The organism is Rhizobium leguminosarum bv. trifolii WSM2297, from assembly GCF_000271845.1.
In genome coordinates this window covers 715,183-729,966 of record NZ_JH719393.1, presented here as the reverse complement: position 1 = coordinate 729,966, position 14,784 = coordinate 715,183, and the positions used below count along the sequence as shown (strand labels likewise).

The 14,784-nt window shown below is 63.5% G+C and carries 14 protein-coding genes; 3 read left to right on the top strand and 11 right to left on the bottom strand.

Annotated elements, in window-relative coordinates; translation table 11 throughout:
• Positions 1 to 12: 12 nt before the first annotated feature.
• Genes RLEG4DRAFT_RS07205 through RLEG4DRAFT_RS07190 form a run of 4 tightly spaced genes read right to left on the bottom strand, consistent with a single transcriptional unit; the run spans position 13 to position 3,986 of the window.
• Entirely contained in the window at positions 13 to 1,092 is a 1,080-nt protein-coding gene (locus RLEG4DRAFT_RS07205) for an ABC transporter ATP-binding protein (protein WP_003576465.1), read from the bottom strand.
• Between the two features lie 34 nt (positions 1,093 to 1,126).
• Positions 1,127 to 1,954: an ABC transporter permease gene (locus tag RLEG4DRAFT_RS07200; protein ID WP_003576463.1), complete on the bottom strand. Its 828-nt coding sequence runs from the start codon at positions 1,952 to 1,954 to the stop codon at positions 1,127 to 1,129.
• Positions 1,951 to 2,841, bottom strand: coding sequence for an ABC transporter permease (locus tag RLEG4DRAFT_RS07195; RefSeq protein ID WP_003576461.1), 891 nt, complete (start codon positions 2,839 to 2,841; stop codon positions 1,951 to 1,953). The genes RLEG4DRAFT_RS07200 and RLEG4DRAFT_RS07195 overlap by 4 nt, the downstream gene beginning before the upstream one ends.
• Positions 2,841 to 3,986 (bottom strand): extracellular solute-binding protein, encoded by a 1,146-nt coding sequence (locus RLEG4DRAFT_RS07190; RefSeq protein ID WP_003576460.1) that lies wholly within the window; start codon positions 3,984 to 3,986, stop codon positions 2,841 to 2,843. The genes RLEG4DRAFT_RS07195 and RLEG4DRAFT_RS07190 overlap by 1 nt, the downstream gene beginning before the upstream one ends.
• A 188-nt stretch (positions 3,987 to 4,174) precedes the next feature.
• Here RLEG4DRAFT_RS07190 and msrA point away from each other — a divergent pair, with 188 nt between their 5' ends.
• Positions 4,175 to 4,684, top strand: a complete 510-nt coding sequence (msrA, locus tag RLEG4DRAFT_RS07185; protein ID WP_003576459.1) for a peptide-methionine (S)-S-oxide reductase MsrA — start codon at positions 4,175 to 4,177, stop codon at positions 4,682 to 4,684.
• 43 nt (positions 4,685 to 4,727) lie between these two features.
• Here the strand turns inward: msrA and RLEG4DRAFT_RS07180 are convergent, their stop codons facing one another.
• Complete coding sequence (locus RLEG4DRAFT_RS07180; protein ID WP_003576456.1) at positions 4,728 to 5,600, bottom strand: LysR family transcriptional regulator; 873 nt, start codon at positions 5,598 to 5,600, stop codon at positions 4,728 to 4,730.
• 98 nt (positions 5,601 to 5,698) lie between these two features.
• On the opposite strand from RLEG4DRAFT_RS07180, the gene RLEG4DRAFT_RS07175 reads away from it, so the two are divergent.
• Together RLEG4DRAFT_RS07175 and RLEG4DRAFT_RS07170 are read left to right on the top strand one after the other, a co-directional pair.
• Entirely contained in the window at positions 5,699 to 6,484 is a 786-nt protein-coding gene (locus tag RLEG4DRAFT_RS07175) for an SDR family oxidoreductase (RefSeq protein ID WP_003576454.1), read from the top strand.
• Between the two features lie 30 nt (positions 6,485 to 6,514).
• Entirely contained in the window at positions 6,515 to 7,213 is a 699-nt protein-coding gene (locus RLEG4DRAFT_RS07170; RefSeq protein ID WP_003576451.1) for a ribonuclease activity regulator RraA, read from the top strand.
• A gap of 51 nt (positions 7,214 to 7,264) precedes the next feature.
• On the opposite strand, the gene RLEG4DRAFT_RS07165 is transcribed toward RLEG4DRAFT_RS07170, so the two are convergent.
• The 6 genes from RLEG4DRAFT_RS07165 to RLEG4DRAFT_RS07140 are packed head-to-tail and all read right to left on the bottom strand — an operon-like array spanning position 7,265 to position 14,493.
• On the bottom strand, positions 7,265 to 8,554 hold the full coding sequence (locus RLEG4DRAFT_RS07165; protein WP_003576450.1) for an amidohydrolase family protein: 1,290 nt from the start codon (positions 8,552 to 8,554) through the stop codon (positions 7,265 to 7,267).
• A 25-nt stretch (positions 8,555 to 8,579) separates the two neighbouring features.
• Positions 8,580 to 9,524 carry an ABC transporter permease gene (locus RLEG4DRAFT_RS07160; RefSeq protein ID WP_003576449.1) on the bottom strand — a complete coding sequence of 315 codons (945 nt, stop codon included), beginning with the start codon at positions 9,522 to 9,524 and terminating at the stop codon, positions 8,580 to 8,582.
• Positions 9,521 to 10,570, bottom strand: a complete 1,050-nt coding sequence (locus RLEG4DRAFT_RS07155; protein WP_003576448.1) for an ABC transporter permease — start codon at positions 10,568 to 10,570, stop codon at positions 9,521 to 9,523. The genes RLEG4DRAFT_RS07160 and RLEG4DRAFT_RS07155 overlap by 4 nt, the downstream gene beginning before the upstream one ends.
• Entirely contained in the window at positions 10,560 to 12,092 is a 1,533-nt protein-coding gene (locus RLEG4DRAFT_RS07150) for an ABC transporter ATP-binding protein (RefSeq protein WP_003576447.1), read from the bottom strand. The genes RLEG4DRAFT_RS07155 and RLEG4DRAFT_RS07150 overlap by 11 nt, the downstream gene beginning before the upstream one ends.
• Positions 12,089 to 13,498 (bottom strand): amidase, encoded by a 1,410-nt coding sequence (locus RLEG4DRAFT_RS07145; protein ID WP_003576446.1) that lies wholly within the window; start codon positions 13,496 to 13,498, stop codon positions 12,089 to 12,091. Before RLEG4DRAFT_RS07145 ends, RLEG4DRAFT_RS07150 begins: the two co-directional genes overlap by 4 nt.
• 8 nt (positions 13,499 to 13,506) lie before the next feature.
• A complete protein-coding gene (locus RLEG4DRAFT_RS07140; RefSeq protein ID WP_003576445.1) occupies positions 13,507 to 14,493 on the bottom strand; it encodes a BMP family protein in 987 nt (328 codons plus the stop codon).
• Positions 14,494 to 14,784: the final 291 nt, after the last annotated feature.

Genomic DNA, 14,784 nt, shown 5'->3' with positions numbered 1-14,784 from the left:
CGTTCCAAGCGGTTACACCCGCAGGAGCGGTTCGCTTTCAGCATCGGCTTTTGCCGGCATCGACTGATGGACGAGTTGATTGTCGCGGAAGACGAAGAAGCCGGCGAAGCTCGGCTCGACCTTCATCCCGGCCCGGCTCCGGTCGTCCGGCGCCACCATCGCCTTCAGGCGGGTGCCGTCGACAAGATCGATATCGACCGTCTTGTGGGTGCCGAAGTCGACGATGCGATGGACTGTCGCCGCATCCGCCCGGTCCGAGGGACGGATCGTCAGCGCTTCCGGGCGGGTTGCCAGCGTCACCGGCCCATCTTTGACGGGAACGGCAAGCGGGAAGAGCGGATGTTCGCAGACGCCGCTCCTGACGTGGCTCTGGACGAAATTCATCGAACCGATGAAGCCGGCGACGAAAGCCGTCTGCGGCTGCCGGTAGATCAGACTCGGCGGGGCGATCTGTTCGGTGCGCCCATCGCGCATGACGACGATGCGGTCGGCGAGCGCCAGGGCCTCGTCCTGGCCGTGGGTGACGAAGAGCGTGGTGATGCCGAGGCGCTGCTGGATATCGCGCACTTCCTCCCGCAGCCTTTCGCGTAAGTGCTGGTCGAGGCTGGCGAAGGGCTCGTCGAGCAGCAGGATCTTCGGCTCGAGCACCAGCGAGCGGGCGAGTGCGACGCGCTGCTGCTGACCGCCGGACAGCTGCGTCGTCATCCGGCGGCCGTAATCGGCAAGGCCGACCAGCGCCAATGCGCTCTCGACACGCTCACGGATTTCCGCTTTCGGCAGCCGGCGGAGCTTGAGGCCGAAGGCGATATTGTTGAAGACGTCCATATGCGTCCAGAGCGCGTGGCTCTGGAAAACCATGCCGGTCGGGCGACGCTCGGGCGGCAGGCTCGTCACATCTTTCGCATCGATGCGGATCGTCCCGCCGCTCGGGCACTCGAAACCGCCGATCATCCGCAACAGCGTCGACTTCCCGGAGCCGGACGGGCCGAGCAGGCAGACGAGTTCGCCGTCGCCGACTTCGAGCGAGAAGTCACGAACGGCAAAGCTGGTTCCGAACAGCTTCGAAACGCCTTCGATCGCCAGATGTGCCATCCTCAAACCCTTTTCTGAAATGACGCGCGGCGCGTCATGCGCCAAAACCTCTGGCAAAGGCGCCGGTGCCGACCACGCGGCGCGCAAACATCAGCGCGATGAAGGACGGCACCCACAGCATGACGGAGAGCACGGCGCCGTATTGCACGACGATCTGATTGTTGATGAAGCTGATCATCAGCACCGGCATAGTGCGGATCTCCGGCGCGCCGATCAGCCAGGCGCCTTCGGTTTCGTAGAAAGTGCCGACGAAGGTCAGGAGCAGCGCTGCCGATATCGTCGGCGCGGCCTGCGGCAGGGTGATCGACCAGAAGACCCGCAGCGGCGCAGCACCCGCGTCACGCGCCGCCTCTTCCATGCGCCGGTCGACATTCTGGAAGGCCGCGACCGGGATCCAGATCATCAGCATCAGCGTTCCGACGAGCTGAATCAGCACGACGCCCCAGAAGGTGCTGATCAGGCCGAGCTGCAGAAAGATGCCGGCAATGGCGACGAGCAGGCCGAATTTCGGAAAGGCATGCGATGCGAGAAACGAGAGGAACAGGATGTTCCTGCCGGGAAAGCGCAGGCGCGAAAAGGCGTAAGCCGCGGGAAGGCAGATGATGGCGGACAGAATGGTCACCGTCGCCGTCAGCCGCAGGCTGAGGAACAGAGCGTCCCAGACATCCTTGCGCGCCAGCGTCTGGCCCCAGAAGCGCAGGCCGAACTGCTGCGGGATCACCGAGGGATAACGCCAGACCTCGGTGAAGGCCCATGTGCCGACGACGATCAGCGGCAGCGCGATGAACAGCGTCAGCAGGCATGCGAAAAGCAGGCCGGTCCAGTCGAAGCGTAGCGCGATGGCGGATTTGCCGACACTCATGGCCGGGCCTCGCGGTTGCGGGCGATCGACCTGATATAAAAGATGCCGAAGACCAGGCAGAAGCCGAATGTGATGACCGCCTGCGTCATGGCATCAAGCGGGTCGTTCATGTCGGCGAAGGTGCGCTGCATGAACGGCCCCATCATCTCGGGCGACGCCGGGCCGAGCACATAGGGAAGGGTGAAGGCCGAGAAGATGCCGAGCACGGCGAAGGAAGCGGTGACCAGCAGGGAGTTGCCCATGCGCGGCAGGATGATCGAGATGAAGACCCGAAGCGGTCTTGCCCCGACATCACGGGCAGCCTCGATGGCGCTGTTCGAAACCGAGGAGAGCCCGGCCGTCAGCATCAGCACCGTCAGCGGAAGGTTGTCCCAGACGAGGCCGATGACCGGTCCCCAGGGCGTCAGATAGGGTGTGCGCAGCTTCGGCAGACCGACGGAGTTCAGCAGCAGGTCGACGGTGCCGTTCGGCCCGATGGTCCTGATCAGCGCGTAGGCGAGAATGATCGACGGCACGAACATCGGAAAGATGGCGAGGCCCTGCACGTAAGCCGCAAGGCGCCCCTGCGAAAAGCGGAGATAAAGCGCGATCGGAAGGCCGATTGCCAAAAGCAGGATGCCGCAGACGGCGGTGGTCCAGAGCGTCAGCCACAGATTGTCGACGCTGTAGCCATCGGTGAAGAAGAACCGATAGGAGGCGAGCGAGAATTCCGTCGCGCCGTCAGGTCCGCGAACGAAGATCGTGCCGACAACCGCCGAAAAGATCGGAAAGACGATCAGCCATGCGAGCAGGAAGACCGGCAGGGCAACGAGGAGGAGCCCGATCGAGCTCCCCCTGTCGATGGAGTGGTGACGGCGCGGTGCCGCCAGCGCGGTATCGGCGGACATCAGGTGCGGCTGATGCTCGGCGCGACATTGCGGTACCAGCCGTCATTGATCGCCTTTTCCCAATCGCCGCTCGGGAAGGTCGGGATGGTCGACGGAATGACGTCGGCATATTTCTTGCGGAGGTCGTCGGAGATGTGATCCCAGGAGATCGCAGGGAAGCCGCCGATCTCAGTGATGATCGCTTCCTGCATTTCCTTGGTCAGCATGAATGCGGCAAGCTTCAGCGCCGCGTCCTTGTTGGCGCCGTTGGAGAAGACGGTAATGCTGGAGAACCCGCCGCAAAGAGCGAGGTCGCCGAGCTGCACCAGGCCTGTCGTCTCGGGCAGCACGCCCTGGGCGATCGCCTGCAGCACCTGGTCCGACCAGACCGGCACCATGGTGACGACGCCTTGGGCGAGCAGCTGGATCGACTGGGTATTGCCCGCGGTATAGGCGCCCTTGTCGTAGAGCGAGGGGGCGAGGTCGTTGAGGATCTTCCAGGCCGGCGTCAGCGCATCGGTGGCGGAGTCAGCGGTGAAATTGTCGACCTTGAACTTCTTCGGATCGCGGCCGTTGACCTCGTGAATCGCCCGGCGGACGAAGTTGCCGCCCGAGCCGCCCTTGTCAGGGCGGTTGTAGATGAACTGGCCCGGATTGGCCTTGATCCAGGTGGTGAGTTGATCCCAGCTCTTCGGCGCATCCTTCGGGTCGAGCTTGGTCGTGTCGTAGGCGAGCAGCACCTGCGAGCCGCGATAGGGAAGGGAGTAGGGGGTATCGAGGGCAAGCGGGTTGATGTGGTCGTAGCCTTCGATGTTTTCGGCGGAGAATTTGACCCAGAGGCCGGCATCGATGGCGCCGGAGGGCAGGCGCGGATCGAACTGCTCGAAAAGGTCGGCCTGGGGATCGGTCTTCGTCTTCAGTGCAGCGAGCGCACGATCGGCAATGGCGCGCAGGCCGTTATTGTCGCCGGCATCGGTCACCTTCAGGGTAGCACCCGGATGCGCCTTTTCGAAGGCGGGGCGGATGATGTTGGTCCAGAGATCGACGATATTGGCATCCGAACCGCTGTAGAGGTCGATCGTGCCGACTGCCGCCGATGCGAAACGCGGAAGAGCCAGCAGACCGCCCGCAGCCGACGATGTGATCAGAAATTCACGCCTATTCATAAGCCATCTCCATCAGGTGTCGAGGCCGCGCCTCCGCAGGATTGTCCAAGGCCTTGCTAGCGCCGGCGCGTAACATCGACATGACAGGATCTGAGGTATCGCAGGGAAATTGCACAGCTGTGCTTATTTACGCCCGTATGGAAATCGGCAGCACGAGACACTATCTCTGCGGAAAAAGGAGATATCCAATGACCGAAGAACGTGCAGTGCTCGCCGGTGGTTGCTTCTGGGGCATGCAGGACCTCATCCGAAGATACAAGGGCGTGATTTCGACCCGCGTCGGCTATACCGGCGGCGATGTGGCCAATGCTACCTATCGCAACCACGGAACCCACGCCGAGGCGATCGAGATCGTCTTCGATCCGGCAAGGATCAGCTATCGGGAAATCCTCGAATTCTTCTTCCAGATCCACGACCCGAGCACGCGCAATCGCCAGGGCAACGACGTCGGCACGAGCTATCGCTCGGCGATCTTCTATACCAGCCCCGAGCAGGAACGCGTCGCCAGGGATACGATCGCCGATGTCGACGCTTCGGGCCTGTGGCCCGGCAAAGTCGTCACCGAGGTCGTGCCGGTTGGCGATTTCTGGGAGGCCGAGCCCGAGCACCAGGACTATCTGGAGCGGATTCCGAACGGCTATACCTGCCACTTCGTCCGGCCCGGCTGGAAACTGCCGGTTCGCCAGAAGATCGCCTGAAGCCACGCGTGCCGGCGCCACAGCCGGCATGTGATGCAGGCAATCAGGCTCCCATCGCCGCACGGCTGGTTTCCAGAAGTGCGGCGACAAGGTTAGCGCGCGGCGAAGCGCATGCCGCGACGATGCCGACCGTGCGTACGGCAGAGGCACGGGGAAGGGGCAGCTTGACGATATCGAGCCCGGCCGGCCACGGCGGCGCCCAATCCGGCACGATCGAGATCCCAAGACCGCGATTGACCATCACCGCGATCGCCTCCAGTGCGTCGAGCTCATAACGCTCGACCGGACGGATGCCGATCTGGCGCAGATATTCGTCGGCGATGTGGCCGCCCCACTGGTTGCGGTCGTAGCGGATGAATGGCATCGTCTTTAGGAGCTCGAGCGGATCCGCGCCCTCGCAGTCTCGCGGCGCGATCAGCACCAAAGGTTCCCGGCGCAGCGTGTTGAAGGTCAGCGTCTTCTGCATTGGAAATCGCGGTTCGATGACGAAGGCTGCATCGAGCATGCCGTTCAGAACCTCGGTATAGAGATCCATCGAAGCGCCCGGTTTGATGAAGATCTCGATCAGCGGATACTCCTCGGCGAGGCGGTGGAGAATGTCGGGAACGATGCCGGTCAGCGCCGTGTTGATCGCGCCGATCCGCATCTCGCCCGAAATTGTCACGGTGCCGGCCATCGCCTTCAGGTCGCGTGTATCGCGCACCAGATCCCTGCAGCGTTCGAGAATGGCAAAACCCGCCTCCGTTGGTCGCATGACGCGGCCGGAGCGCATGAGCAGCCGCACCCCGAGCTCGGCCTCCAGGGCGCGGATGCGCTGGGCGACTGCGGCCGGCGTGAGGTTCAGCCGCTGGGCCGCCTCCGCCAGCGAGTGCCGCTCGGCGACCACGATGAAGGTTTCGAGAAAACGTGTGTCCATCGATAGTTTTTCTATCTCTTGAACCAAGCAAAAGCGATATTTTATTTACAGTCCGATGCTCCGAAAGATGGCACGACCATGTGAGGGAGACGAGCGGAATGGATTTCGGCCTGAAGGACAAAACCGCCCTGGTGCTCGGCGCCGGCGGCGGACTGGGCAGCGCAATTGCCGCCGAGCTTGCGCGCGAAGGCGCCAGAATTGCCGCGGCGGATATCGACCTCTCCGCTGCCGAAAAGACCGTGGCCGCGATCACATCGGAAGGCGGCAGGGCGCTGGCGCTGCAATGGGATCTTTCCGACCTCGGCTCGATCGAGACGCATGTCGCTGCGATCGAGCGCCAGTTCGGACCGGTCGACATCCTCGTCAACAATACAGGCGGCCCGCCGCCGACCACCGTCTCCGGCCAGGCCCCCGCGGTCTGGAGCCAGCATTTCCAGAGCATGGTGCTCTCGGTCATATCAATCACCGATCGCGTGCTGCCTGAGATGCGGGCGCGCAAATGGGGCCGCATCGTCACCTCGACGTCATCGGGCGTGGTCGCGCCGATCCCCAATCTCGGCATTTCGAACGCGTTGCGCCTGTCGCTTGTGGGCTGGTCGAAAACGCTGGCGCGCGAGGTCGGGCGCGACGGGATCACCGTCAACATCGTCCTGCCGGGCCGCATTGCCACCGGCCGCATCACCTTCCTCGACGAACAGAAGGCCAAGCGTGAAAACCGCTCCATCGATGACGTCGTCGCCGAAAGCACCAGCAGCATCCCGCTCGGCCGTTATGGCCGGCCGGAGGAATATGGCAATGTCGTCACCTTCCTGGCGAGCGAAGCTGCCTCCTATCTCACCGGCTCGGTGATCCGCGTCGATGGCGGCATGATCCAGAGCATCTGACAAAAACAACCGGATTGGACCCAAGAACCGATGGCCCTTACTTCTGAAGCGATAGCAACCCTCAAGACCGTCTCGACAGCGACACTGACGACTGTTCTCCTGAAGAAGGGGCTGCGGAATGTCTGGATCCGCGGCGCCGTTCCCTTAAAGCCCGGCCAGCCGCGCATCGTCGGCCCGGCCTTCACGCTGCGCTTCGTGCCGGCGCGCGAAGATCTGGCGACGCCGGCATCCTGGGCTTCGCCGATCTCGACGCGCGCCGCGATCGAGGCGATGCCGGAAGGCTGCGTCGCCGTCGTCGACGCGATGGGCGTGACCGATGCCGGCATCTTCGGCGACATCCTCTGCGCCCGCATGCAGAAGCGGGGCGTCGCCGCCCTCATCACCGACGGCGTCGTGCGCGACCTTGCCGGCGTGCTCGGCACCAACCTGCCGGTCTGGTGCCGCGGGGTTTCCGCGCCGCCCTCGGTGGCCGGCCTCACCTTCGTCGCCTGGCAGCAGCCGATCGGCTGCGGCGGCGTGGCGGTCTTTCCCGACGACATCATCGTCGTCGACCAGGACGGCGCCGTGCTGATCCCAGCCGATCTGCTCGACGCGGTGCTTGCGGAAGCACCGGAACAAGAGCGCATGGAAGCCTGGATCATGACCAGGATCGAGGACGGCGTGCCGCTGCCCGGCCTCTACCCGATGAACGCCGAAACCAAGGCGCTCTACGAGGCCTCGAAGAAATAGGCTCCAGGTCAAAGCGGATTGAAGAGGGTCGCGGCTTGCGGCCCTTTTGTTTTAATAGTGAGGTGCGTAGTCCAGGCCGCCGTCGATCCGTGCCGGGCGCCCGTCCAGGAAAAGTTCGCCGATGCGCGGCGCCGAGCGGGCGATGACCTTGCCGCGGCGGATGACCGCCAGCCGGTTCGGCTTCAGCCGCAGCGCTTCCAGCGTGTCGCGCGCCTGGAGAATGATGAGGTCGGCGTTGCATCCCTTTTCCAGGCCGTAGCCTGAAAGCCCCATCGTCGTCGCCGAATTGACGGTCAGCGCGTCGAAGATCCTCTTCTTGTCGTCGATGCCGGCCATTTGGGCGACATGGATTGCCATGTGGCCGACCTCCAGCATGTCGCCCGATCCCATCGAATACCACGGGTCCATGACGCAATCGTGCCCGAAGGAAACGTTGAGCCCTGCATCCATCAATTCCCTGACGCGGGTCATGCCGCGACGTTTCGGATAGGTGTCGTGCCGGCCCTGCAGCATGATGTTGATCAGCGGATTGGGGATGACGTTGATCTTAGCCTCCGCCATCAGCGGGATGAGTTTGGAGACATAATAATTGTCCATCGAATGCATCGAGGTCAGATGCGAGCCTGCGACGCGTCCCTGAAGGCCGAAGCGGATGGTTTCCGCAGCCAACGTCTCGATGTGGCGCGAGAGCGGATCGTCGGTTTCGTCGCAATGCATGTCGACCGGCAGGCCGCGATCGGCGGCGATGCGGCAGAGCGCCTCGACGGAGGCCGTACCCTCGCCCATCGTCCGTTCAAAATGCGGAATGCCGCCGACGATATCGACACCCATGTCGAGGGCGCGGTTGAGTGCGTCGATGGCGCCCGGCGAGCGGTAATAACCGTCCTGGGGGAAGGCGACCAGCTGCAGGTCGATATAGGGCGCGACCTTCTCGCGAACCTCGATCATCGCCTCGACCGTCACCAGCCTGGGATCGCTGGTATCGACATGGCTGCGAATGAAAAGCAGGCCTTGCGTGACCGCCAGGTCGCAATAGCGAAGGGCGCGATCGACCAGTTCCTCTTTCGTTACGATCGGCCGCAACTCTCCCCAGAGTGTTATGCCCTCGAGCAGCGTGCCGGAGACGTTCATGCGTGGCAGGCCGAGGGACAGTGTGGCGTCCATGTGGAAATGCGGATCGACGAAAGGCGGGCTGACCAGCCGGCCCGTCGCGTCGATTTCTTCCCCCGCCTGCGCCTGGAGATTGCATTCAAGAGCAATGATCTTGCCGCTCTGAATGCCGATATCGATGTTGTTTCGGCCATCGGCGAGATTTGCATGTCTGACAATCAGATCGAACATCGGAGCCTCTTGGACAGGGTTTGTTTTAGCGCTCGCCGCGGCGATAGGGTTGCATCAGCGCCTGCGGAACGCGGGCCCGGCGGGCCATGACGGCAAGGGCCGCGATGGAAAGGATATAGGGCGTCATCAGAAAGAGCTGGTAAGGCACGAGCCCGCTCAGCGCGGTCTGCAGCCGAAGCTGAAAGGCATCGAAGAAGGCGAAGAGAAGGGCGCCGAAAAGCGCGCGGCCCGGACGCCAGGAGGCGAACACGACGAGCGCGATGCAGATCCAGCCGCGCCCTTGCACCATGGTCGGGAAGAAGCTGTTGAACGCAGACAATGTCAGGAAGGCGCCGCCCATTCCCATCAGCGCGCTGCCTGCGATGACCGCCCCATAGCGCACCTTCATCGGATTGACGCCCTGGGCTTCCGCCGCATGCGGGTTTTCGCCGGTCATGCGGATGGCAAGTCCGACGGGCGTACGGAAGATGATGTAGGCCATCAGCAGGGCGATGAGGATCGCAAGATAGGTCGGCGCCGTCTGGGTGAAAAAGGCCGGCCCGATGAAAGGTAGGGTCGAGAGACCGGGGATGGCGATCGGCTGGAACGGCACGATGGTGGGCGGGGTATTGGCAAGCGGCACGATCAGCCGGAAAAGATAATAACTGAAGCTCGAGGCAAACAGCGTGACGCCGAGGCCGGCGACATGCTGGGAGAGGCCGAGCGTCACCGTCAGCCCCGCATGCAGCAGGCCGAAGACGCCGCCAGCTATCGCCGCAATCAGCAGGCCGGTCCAGAGATCGGCGCCATGATAGACCGAAAGCCAGCCGATCATCGCGCCGAAGGTCATGATGCCTTCGATGCCGAGATTGAGCACGCCGGCCCGTTCGCACAACAAGGCGCCGAGTGTGCCGAAAATCAGCGGCGTGGCGATCCGCAGGATTGCCGCCCAGAGCCCTGATGAAGCAATGATGTCGAACAGCTGCATCATCGCCGGATCCTGTATTGGGTGAAGAACAACGCGATCAACATCGTCAGCAGCGACAGCGCCACCGTGACGTCGGCGATATAGGTCGGGATGCCGAGGCCCCGGCTCATGCCGTCCGCGCCCACGAACATGGTCGCCGTGAAAATGGCGGCGAAGACGACGCCGAGCGGATTGAGGTTGGCGAGCATGGCGACGACGATACCGGAATAGCCGAAACCGGGCGACAGGTCGGTCGTCACATAACCCTTGACGCCCATCACCTCGATCGCTCCTGCAAGCCCCGCAAGACCGCCCGAGAGACAGGCGACTTTCACCAGCGTGCTGCCGAGCGGAACGCCTGCGAAGACCGCACCGGCGGGATTGAGGCCTGCGGCGCGGGACTGCATGCCGAACACGGTGCGGGACTGGATGAAATGGACGACGATAGCCAATGCGATCGCGATCGCCAAGCCGATATGCAAGCGCGAGCGGGCGATCAGCTTCGGCAGCATGGCGTGATCGCTGACCGATTGCGACTGCGGCCAGCCGAAGGCGAGCGGATCCTTGAGAACGCCATCGATCAGCATCGAGACGAAGAGCACGGCGATGAAGTTCAGGAGCAGGCTGGTAACCACCTCATCGACCGAGAAACGCAGCCTTAGCCAGAGCGGGATCAGGATCAGCACCATGCCGGCAATGGCGCCGACCAGCAGCAGCAGCGGAATGAGAATGGGGGCGGGAAGATTGCCCAGCAGTTTCGAGCTCGCCGCAGCAACGGCGATCGCGCCGAAATAGAACTGGCCCTCCGCACCGATATTCCAGAGCCGCGCCCGGAAGGCGACGGCGGCAGCAAGCCCCGTCAGCATCAGCGGCGTTGCCCGCGTCAAGGTTTCGGTCGCCGACAGCCGCGAGCCGAAGGCACCGGTCAGGATGCGCCAATAGGCATCGAGGACAGGCGCTCCGGCGATTGATATCAGGATGCCCGAGAGAGCGAGCGCTGCGAGGACCGCGACGACAGGCGTGACGATCAGCAGGTACAGCGGACGGTGCTCACGGCGCTCAAATCGCATGGCCTGCCTCGCGATTTTCTTGCCATTCGCCGGCCATCATCAGTCCCAGCCTGCGGGCATCGGCGCTATCAGCCTCGACGGGCGGGGACAGGCGGCCCCCAACGATTGCCTGTATGCGATCGGCAAGCGCAATCACCTCGTCGAGGTCTTCCGAGATCAGCAGCACGGCGGTCCCCTGCCGGCGCGCTTCGAGCAGGCGGGCGTGGACGGCGGCCACGGCCCCTTCGTCGAGACCACGCGCGGGCTGTGCCGCGATCAGGATGCGCGGCCGCCGATGCAGGTTGCGGCCGAGAATGAGCTTTTGCATGTTGCCGCCGGAGAGCAGCCGGGTTCTGATGGCTGGTCCGCCGCCGCGGACATCGAATCCATCGATGATCTCCCTGGCGAAGGCCATGCCGGCATGGCGGTTGACGAGGCCGCGGCGCGAAAAGGCCGGTGATGCGACCCGCTCCAGCACGGCGTTTTCCCAGACCGCCATTTCGCCGATCACACCCTCCTCGTTCCGGTCCTCGGGAATACGGCCGATGCCGGCTTCGACGACATCAATGACACGGAGATTGCCGACGGCTTGCCCGAACAGCAGAAGGTCGCCGGCGCTCCGGGCCAGCATACCGGAAAGAAGATGCGACAATGTTGCCTGGCCGTTGCCGGAAACGCCGATGATGCCGAGGATCTCGCCTTGATGCAGCCGGAAGCTGATCGATCTCAGCCGATCGATGCCGCCGGTGCGCACCGTTACACCGGCCGCTTCAAGGGCGACGGCCCCGGGTGTCGACGGCTCGCGCACGGGCCGCGTTACGCGGCGCCCGACCATCAGTTCGGCGAGTTCCGCCTTGCTGGTTTCCGAGGCCTTGCGTTCGGCGACCATCTTGCCACCGCGTAAGACCACGATGCGGTCGGCCGCCGCCATGACCTCGTCGAGCTTGTGCGAAATGAAGATCAACGACAGGCCCTGACGGGCCATTTCCTTCAGCGTCGTGAACAGCCGTTCGGCCTCGATGTTGGTCAGCACTGCGGTCGGCTCGTCGAGGATCAGGATGCGGGCGTCGTTATAGAGCGCCTTGAGGATCTCGACACGCTGCTGCTCGCCGACCGACAGGTCGCCAAGGCGGGCATCCGGATCGACCGTGAGGCCGAAGCGTCTGGATATTGCCAGGAGCTTCTTCCGCGCCGCTGACGTTCCCGAGCGCCAGGACCACAGTCTTTCCGTGCCGGTCATGACATTTTCGAGAACGGTAAGATTGGGCGCGAGCGAGAAATGCTGATGCACCATGCCGACGCCGGCGCGGATCGCCGCACGCGGCTTGCCAGGCGGCACCTCGGTGCCTTCGATCAGAATTCGGCCGGCATCCGGCATGTAATGGCCGAAAAGGATGCTCATCAACGTGGTCTTGCCGGCGCCGTTCTCACCGAGCAGCGCCACGACCTCACCTCTGGCGAGGGTCATGGAAATATCGTCATTGGCGAGATTGGCGCCAAAGCGTTTACTGACGCTGAGGATCTCCAGCACCGGTCCGGTCATGACGGCAGTCCAGCGACGGGAAAGCGGTGCTGCCACCGCCCTTCGGCCTCCAGGCGTGCGGCAATCGACAGGAGACCGGGCTCGTGACCCATCGGCGCCATGATCTGCACCGGCAGCGGCATGGCGTGCTCATCCTGTCCGAAAGGCAGTGTCAAAGCAGGAAAACCCGAAATATTGGCGAGGCAGGCAAGCGGCGCAAATGCCGTCATTCGCTCGAGATGCAGATCCGTATCGACATGATCGGACGGAAAGGAGCCGATCGCAACAGGCGCGGACGAAAGCATCGGCATTAGAATGCAATCGACCCTGTCGAACAACGTCCAGAGCCTATGGCTCACCATAACGGCCTCGTTCAGCGTGTGCCAGAGCGATGTGGCCGGAAGCGCCCGCCCACGGGCGGCGAAGGCCCGCGTCAGGGGCTCGGCCCTGTTTTCCTCACCCGCCGCCGTGAAGAGCGCGGCGAGGTTGACGCTGACGATATCGGCAAAGGCGCGGCTGCTGGCAGCGACACTCGATTCGAACTCGACCCAACTCAGCGGAACGATATCGTGTCCGTCGCCCTCGAGCGTGCGAGCCGCAGCCTCGATGGCTGCGAGCCGGCCATCCTCAGTCGGATAGACGGCCCCTGTCTCGGTCAGCAGGCCGATCCGAAAACGGCCGTTGCCCAGATCGACGGGGGAAGGGTCCGCAAAGGGTCCCCTTGAACTGCCTCTCAGCCTTTCGAAAATCAGCGCCGCATCCCGCACCGAGCGGCAGACTGCGAGTTCGCTTGCAATGCCGGCGAGGTGGTTGCCGAACGATGGCCCGCCGGGAATGGCGCCCCGCGTCGGCTTCATTCCGATAAGGCCGCAACAGGCGGCAGGCACACGGATCGAGCCTCCGGCATCAGTGGCATGAGCAATTGCGACGATCCCGGCGGCGACCGCTGCCGCCGCCCCGCCGGAGGAGCCGCCCGCAGTGCGTGCCGGATCGAGTGGGTTTCGACAGAGAGGCCCGATCGCCGGTTCACTGGCGAGCGACAGACCGAATTCCGGGCTCGTCGTCAGGCCGAACAGGCAAAAGCCGGCGTCGCGGAAACGGGCAGCCAGATCGGAGTCCGCTGCGCCGCCTTTTCTCTCGAACAGACGGGAACCGGCGGTCACCGGCAGGCCGGCGAAGGGGCCACCGAGATCCTTCGCCAAAGTCGGCACCCCGCCAAACGACCGGGCGGCGAAACGTTCGGGCTCGCTCCGCCGCTCCCGGTCGCAGGCGTGTGCCGAGGCGAGGCCCATGGCGATGTCGAGATAAGCGATCGCGCCGAGCGGCTCCTGCCGCGCAGCTGCGTCGAGCGAAGCCTGCATTGCCTCCGCAGCGCTCAGGCTGCCATGCCTGATTGCCGCCGCCAGGTCCGTTGCGTCACCTTGCATGAGCCGAATTACTTCGGTTCGTCCATCATCTTCGGAACTTCGAAGGTGCCGGCCTTGATCTCCGCCCGCTTGGCTTCCATCGCAGCCTCGGCCTCGGCGGGCGCCACGCCCTTGACGAAGACGATATCGCTGCCGCCTTCCTTCATCAGGCCGTAAGACGTGTAGTTCCTGCCGACCGGCTTTCCGGCAGCGACATCGGCGATGGCAGCGTCGAGGATTGGGCGGAAATACCACATGGCGTTGGCAAACACCGTATCGGGGTAACGCGGTGTATAGTCGATCAGCGAGCCGACCGACTTGATGCCGCGTTCCTTGGCAGCATCGGCAGTGCCGATGCGCTCGCCGAACAGAATGTCGGCTCCGGCATCGATCTGGGCAAGACCGGCTTCGCGGGCCTTCGGCGGATCGAAGAAGGTACCGATGAACGAGACGAGGTGCTTTGCGTCCGGATTGACGGCCTTGACGCCGGCCGCGAACGCGTTGATCAGCATGTTGACCTCGGGGATTGGGATGGCGCCGACCGAACCGACGATGTTCGACTTGGTCATCTTGCCCGCCAGCATGCCGGCAAGATAGGCGCCGTCATGGTTCCAGGTGCCGAAGACGCCGAAATTGTCACCAGCCTGCTCGCCGCTCGAACCCAGCACGAAGGCGGTATCGGGATAGTCGGCCGCGACCTGTCGGGCCTCTTTCTCCACCGCATAGGCCTCACCGATGATCAACTTGTTGCCCTGTTCGGCATATTCACGCATGGCGCGCGGATAATCGGTGCCGGACACACCTTCGGAGAAGACATATTCGATGACGCCTTCCTTGGCGGCGTCCTGCAGGGCCTTGTGCAGACAGGAGTTCCAGGCATTTTCGACCGGTGATGCATGAATGCCGGCAACTTTCAGCGGCGCGGCCGCCCTCACCAATGGGGCAAAGCCGCTGACGCCAAGCGCAATGCCCGACGCGATCACTGCCCGGCGTGAAATCAGGATGTCTTTGGTCATTGATTGTTCCCCTTTTTTACCATTTGGTTCAAAAATCATAGTAGCGCCTAAAAATGTGTCAAGCATCGATCGGGCTTAAAAATCAGGCCGTTCGGCGGCAATGCGCTATCGTCCTCAGCCGATTTTTCGGAGCGTCGTCGGGCTCGCGGCTTGGCTGGAATGACGCGGCATGGAAGGCTTGCGCGGCTGATGCCGCCGTGCTTTTTCAAGCGGTCAAGACTGCTGTTCCAGGTGAGGGCCGTTGGCGGCGGCAGGAAGAGACCTTGGGCCGAATTTACAGCGCGATGGTGC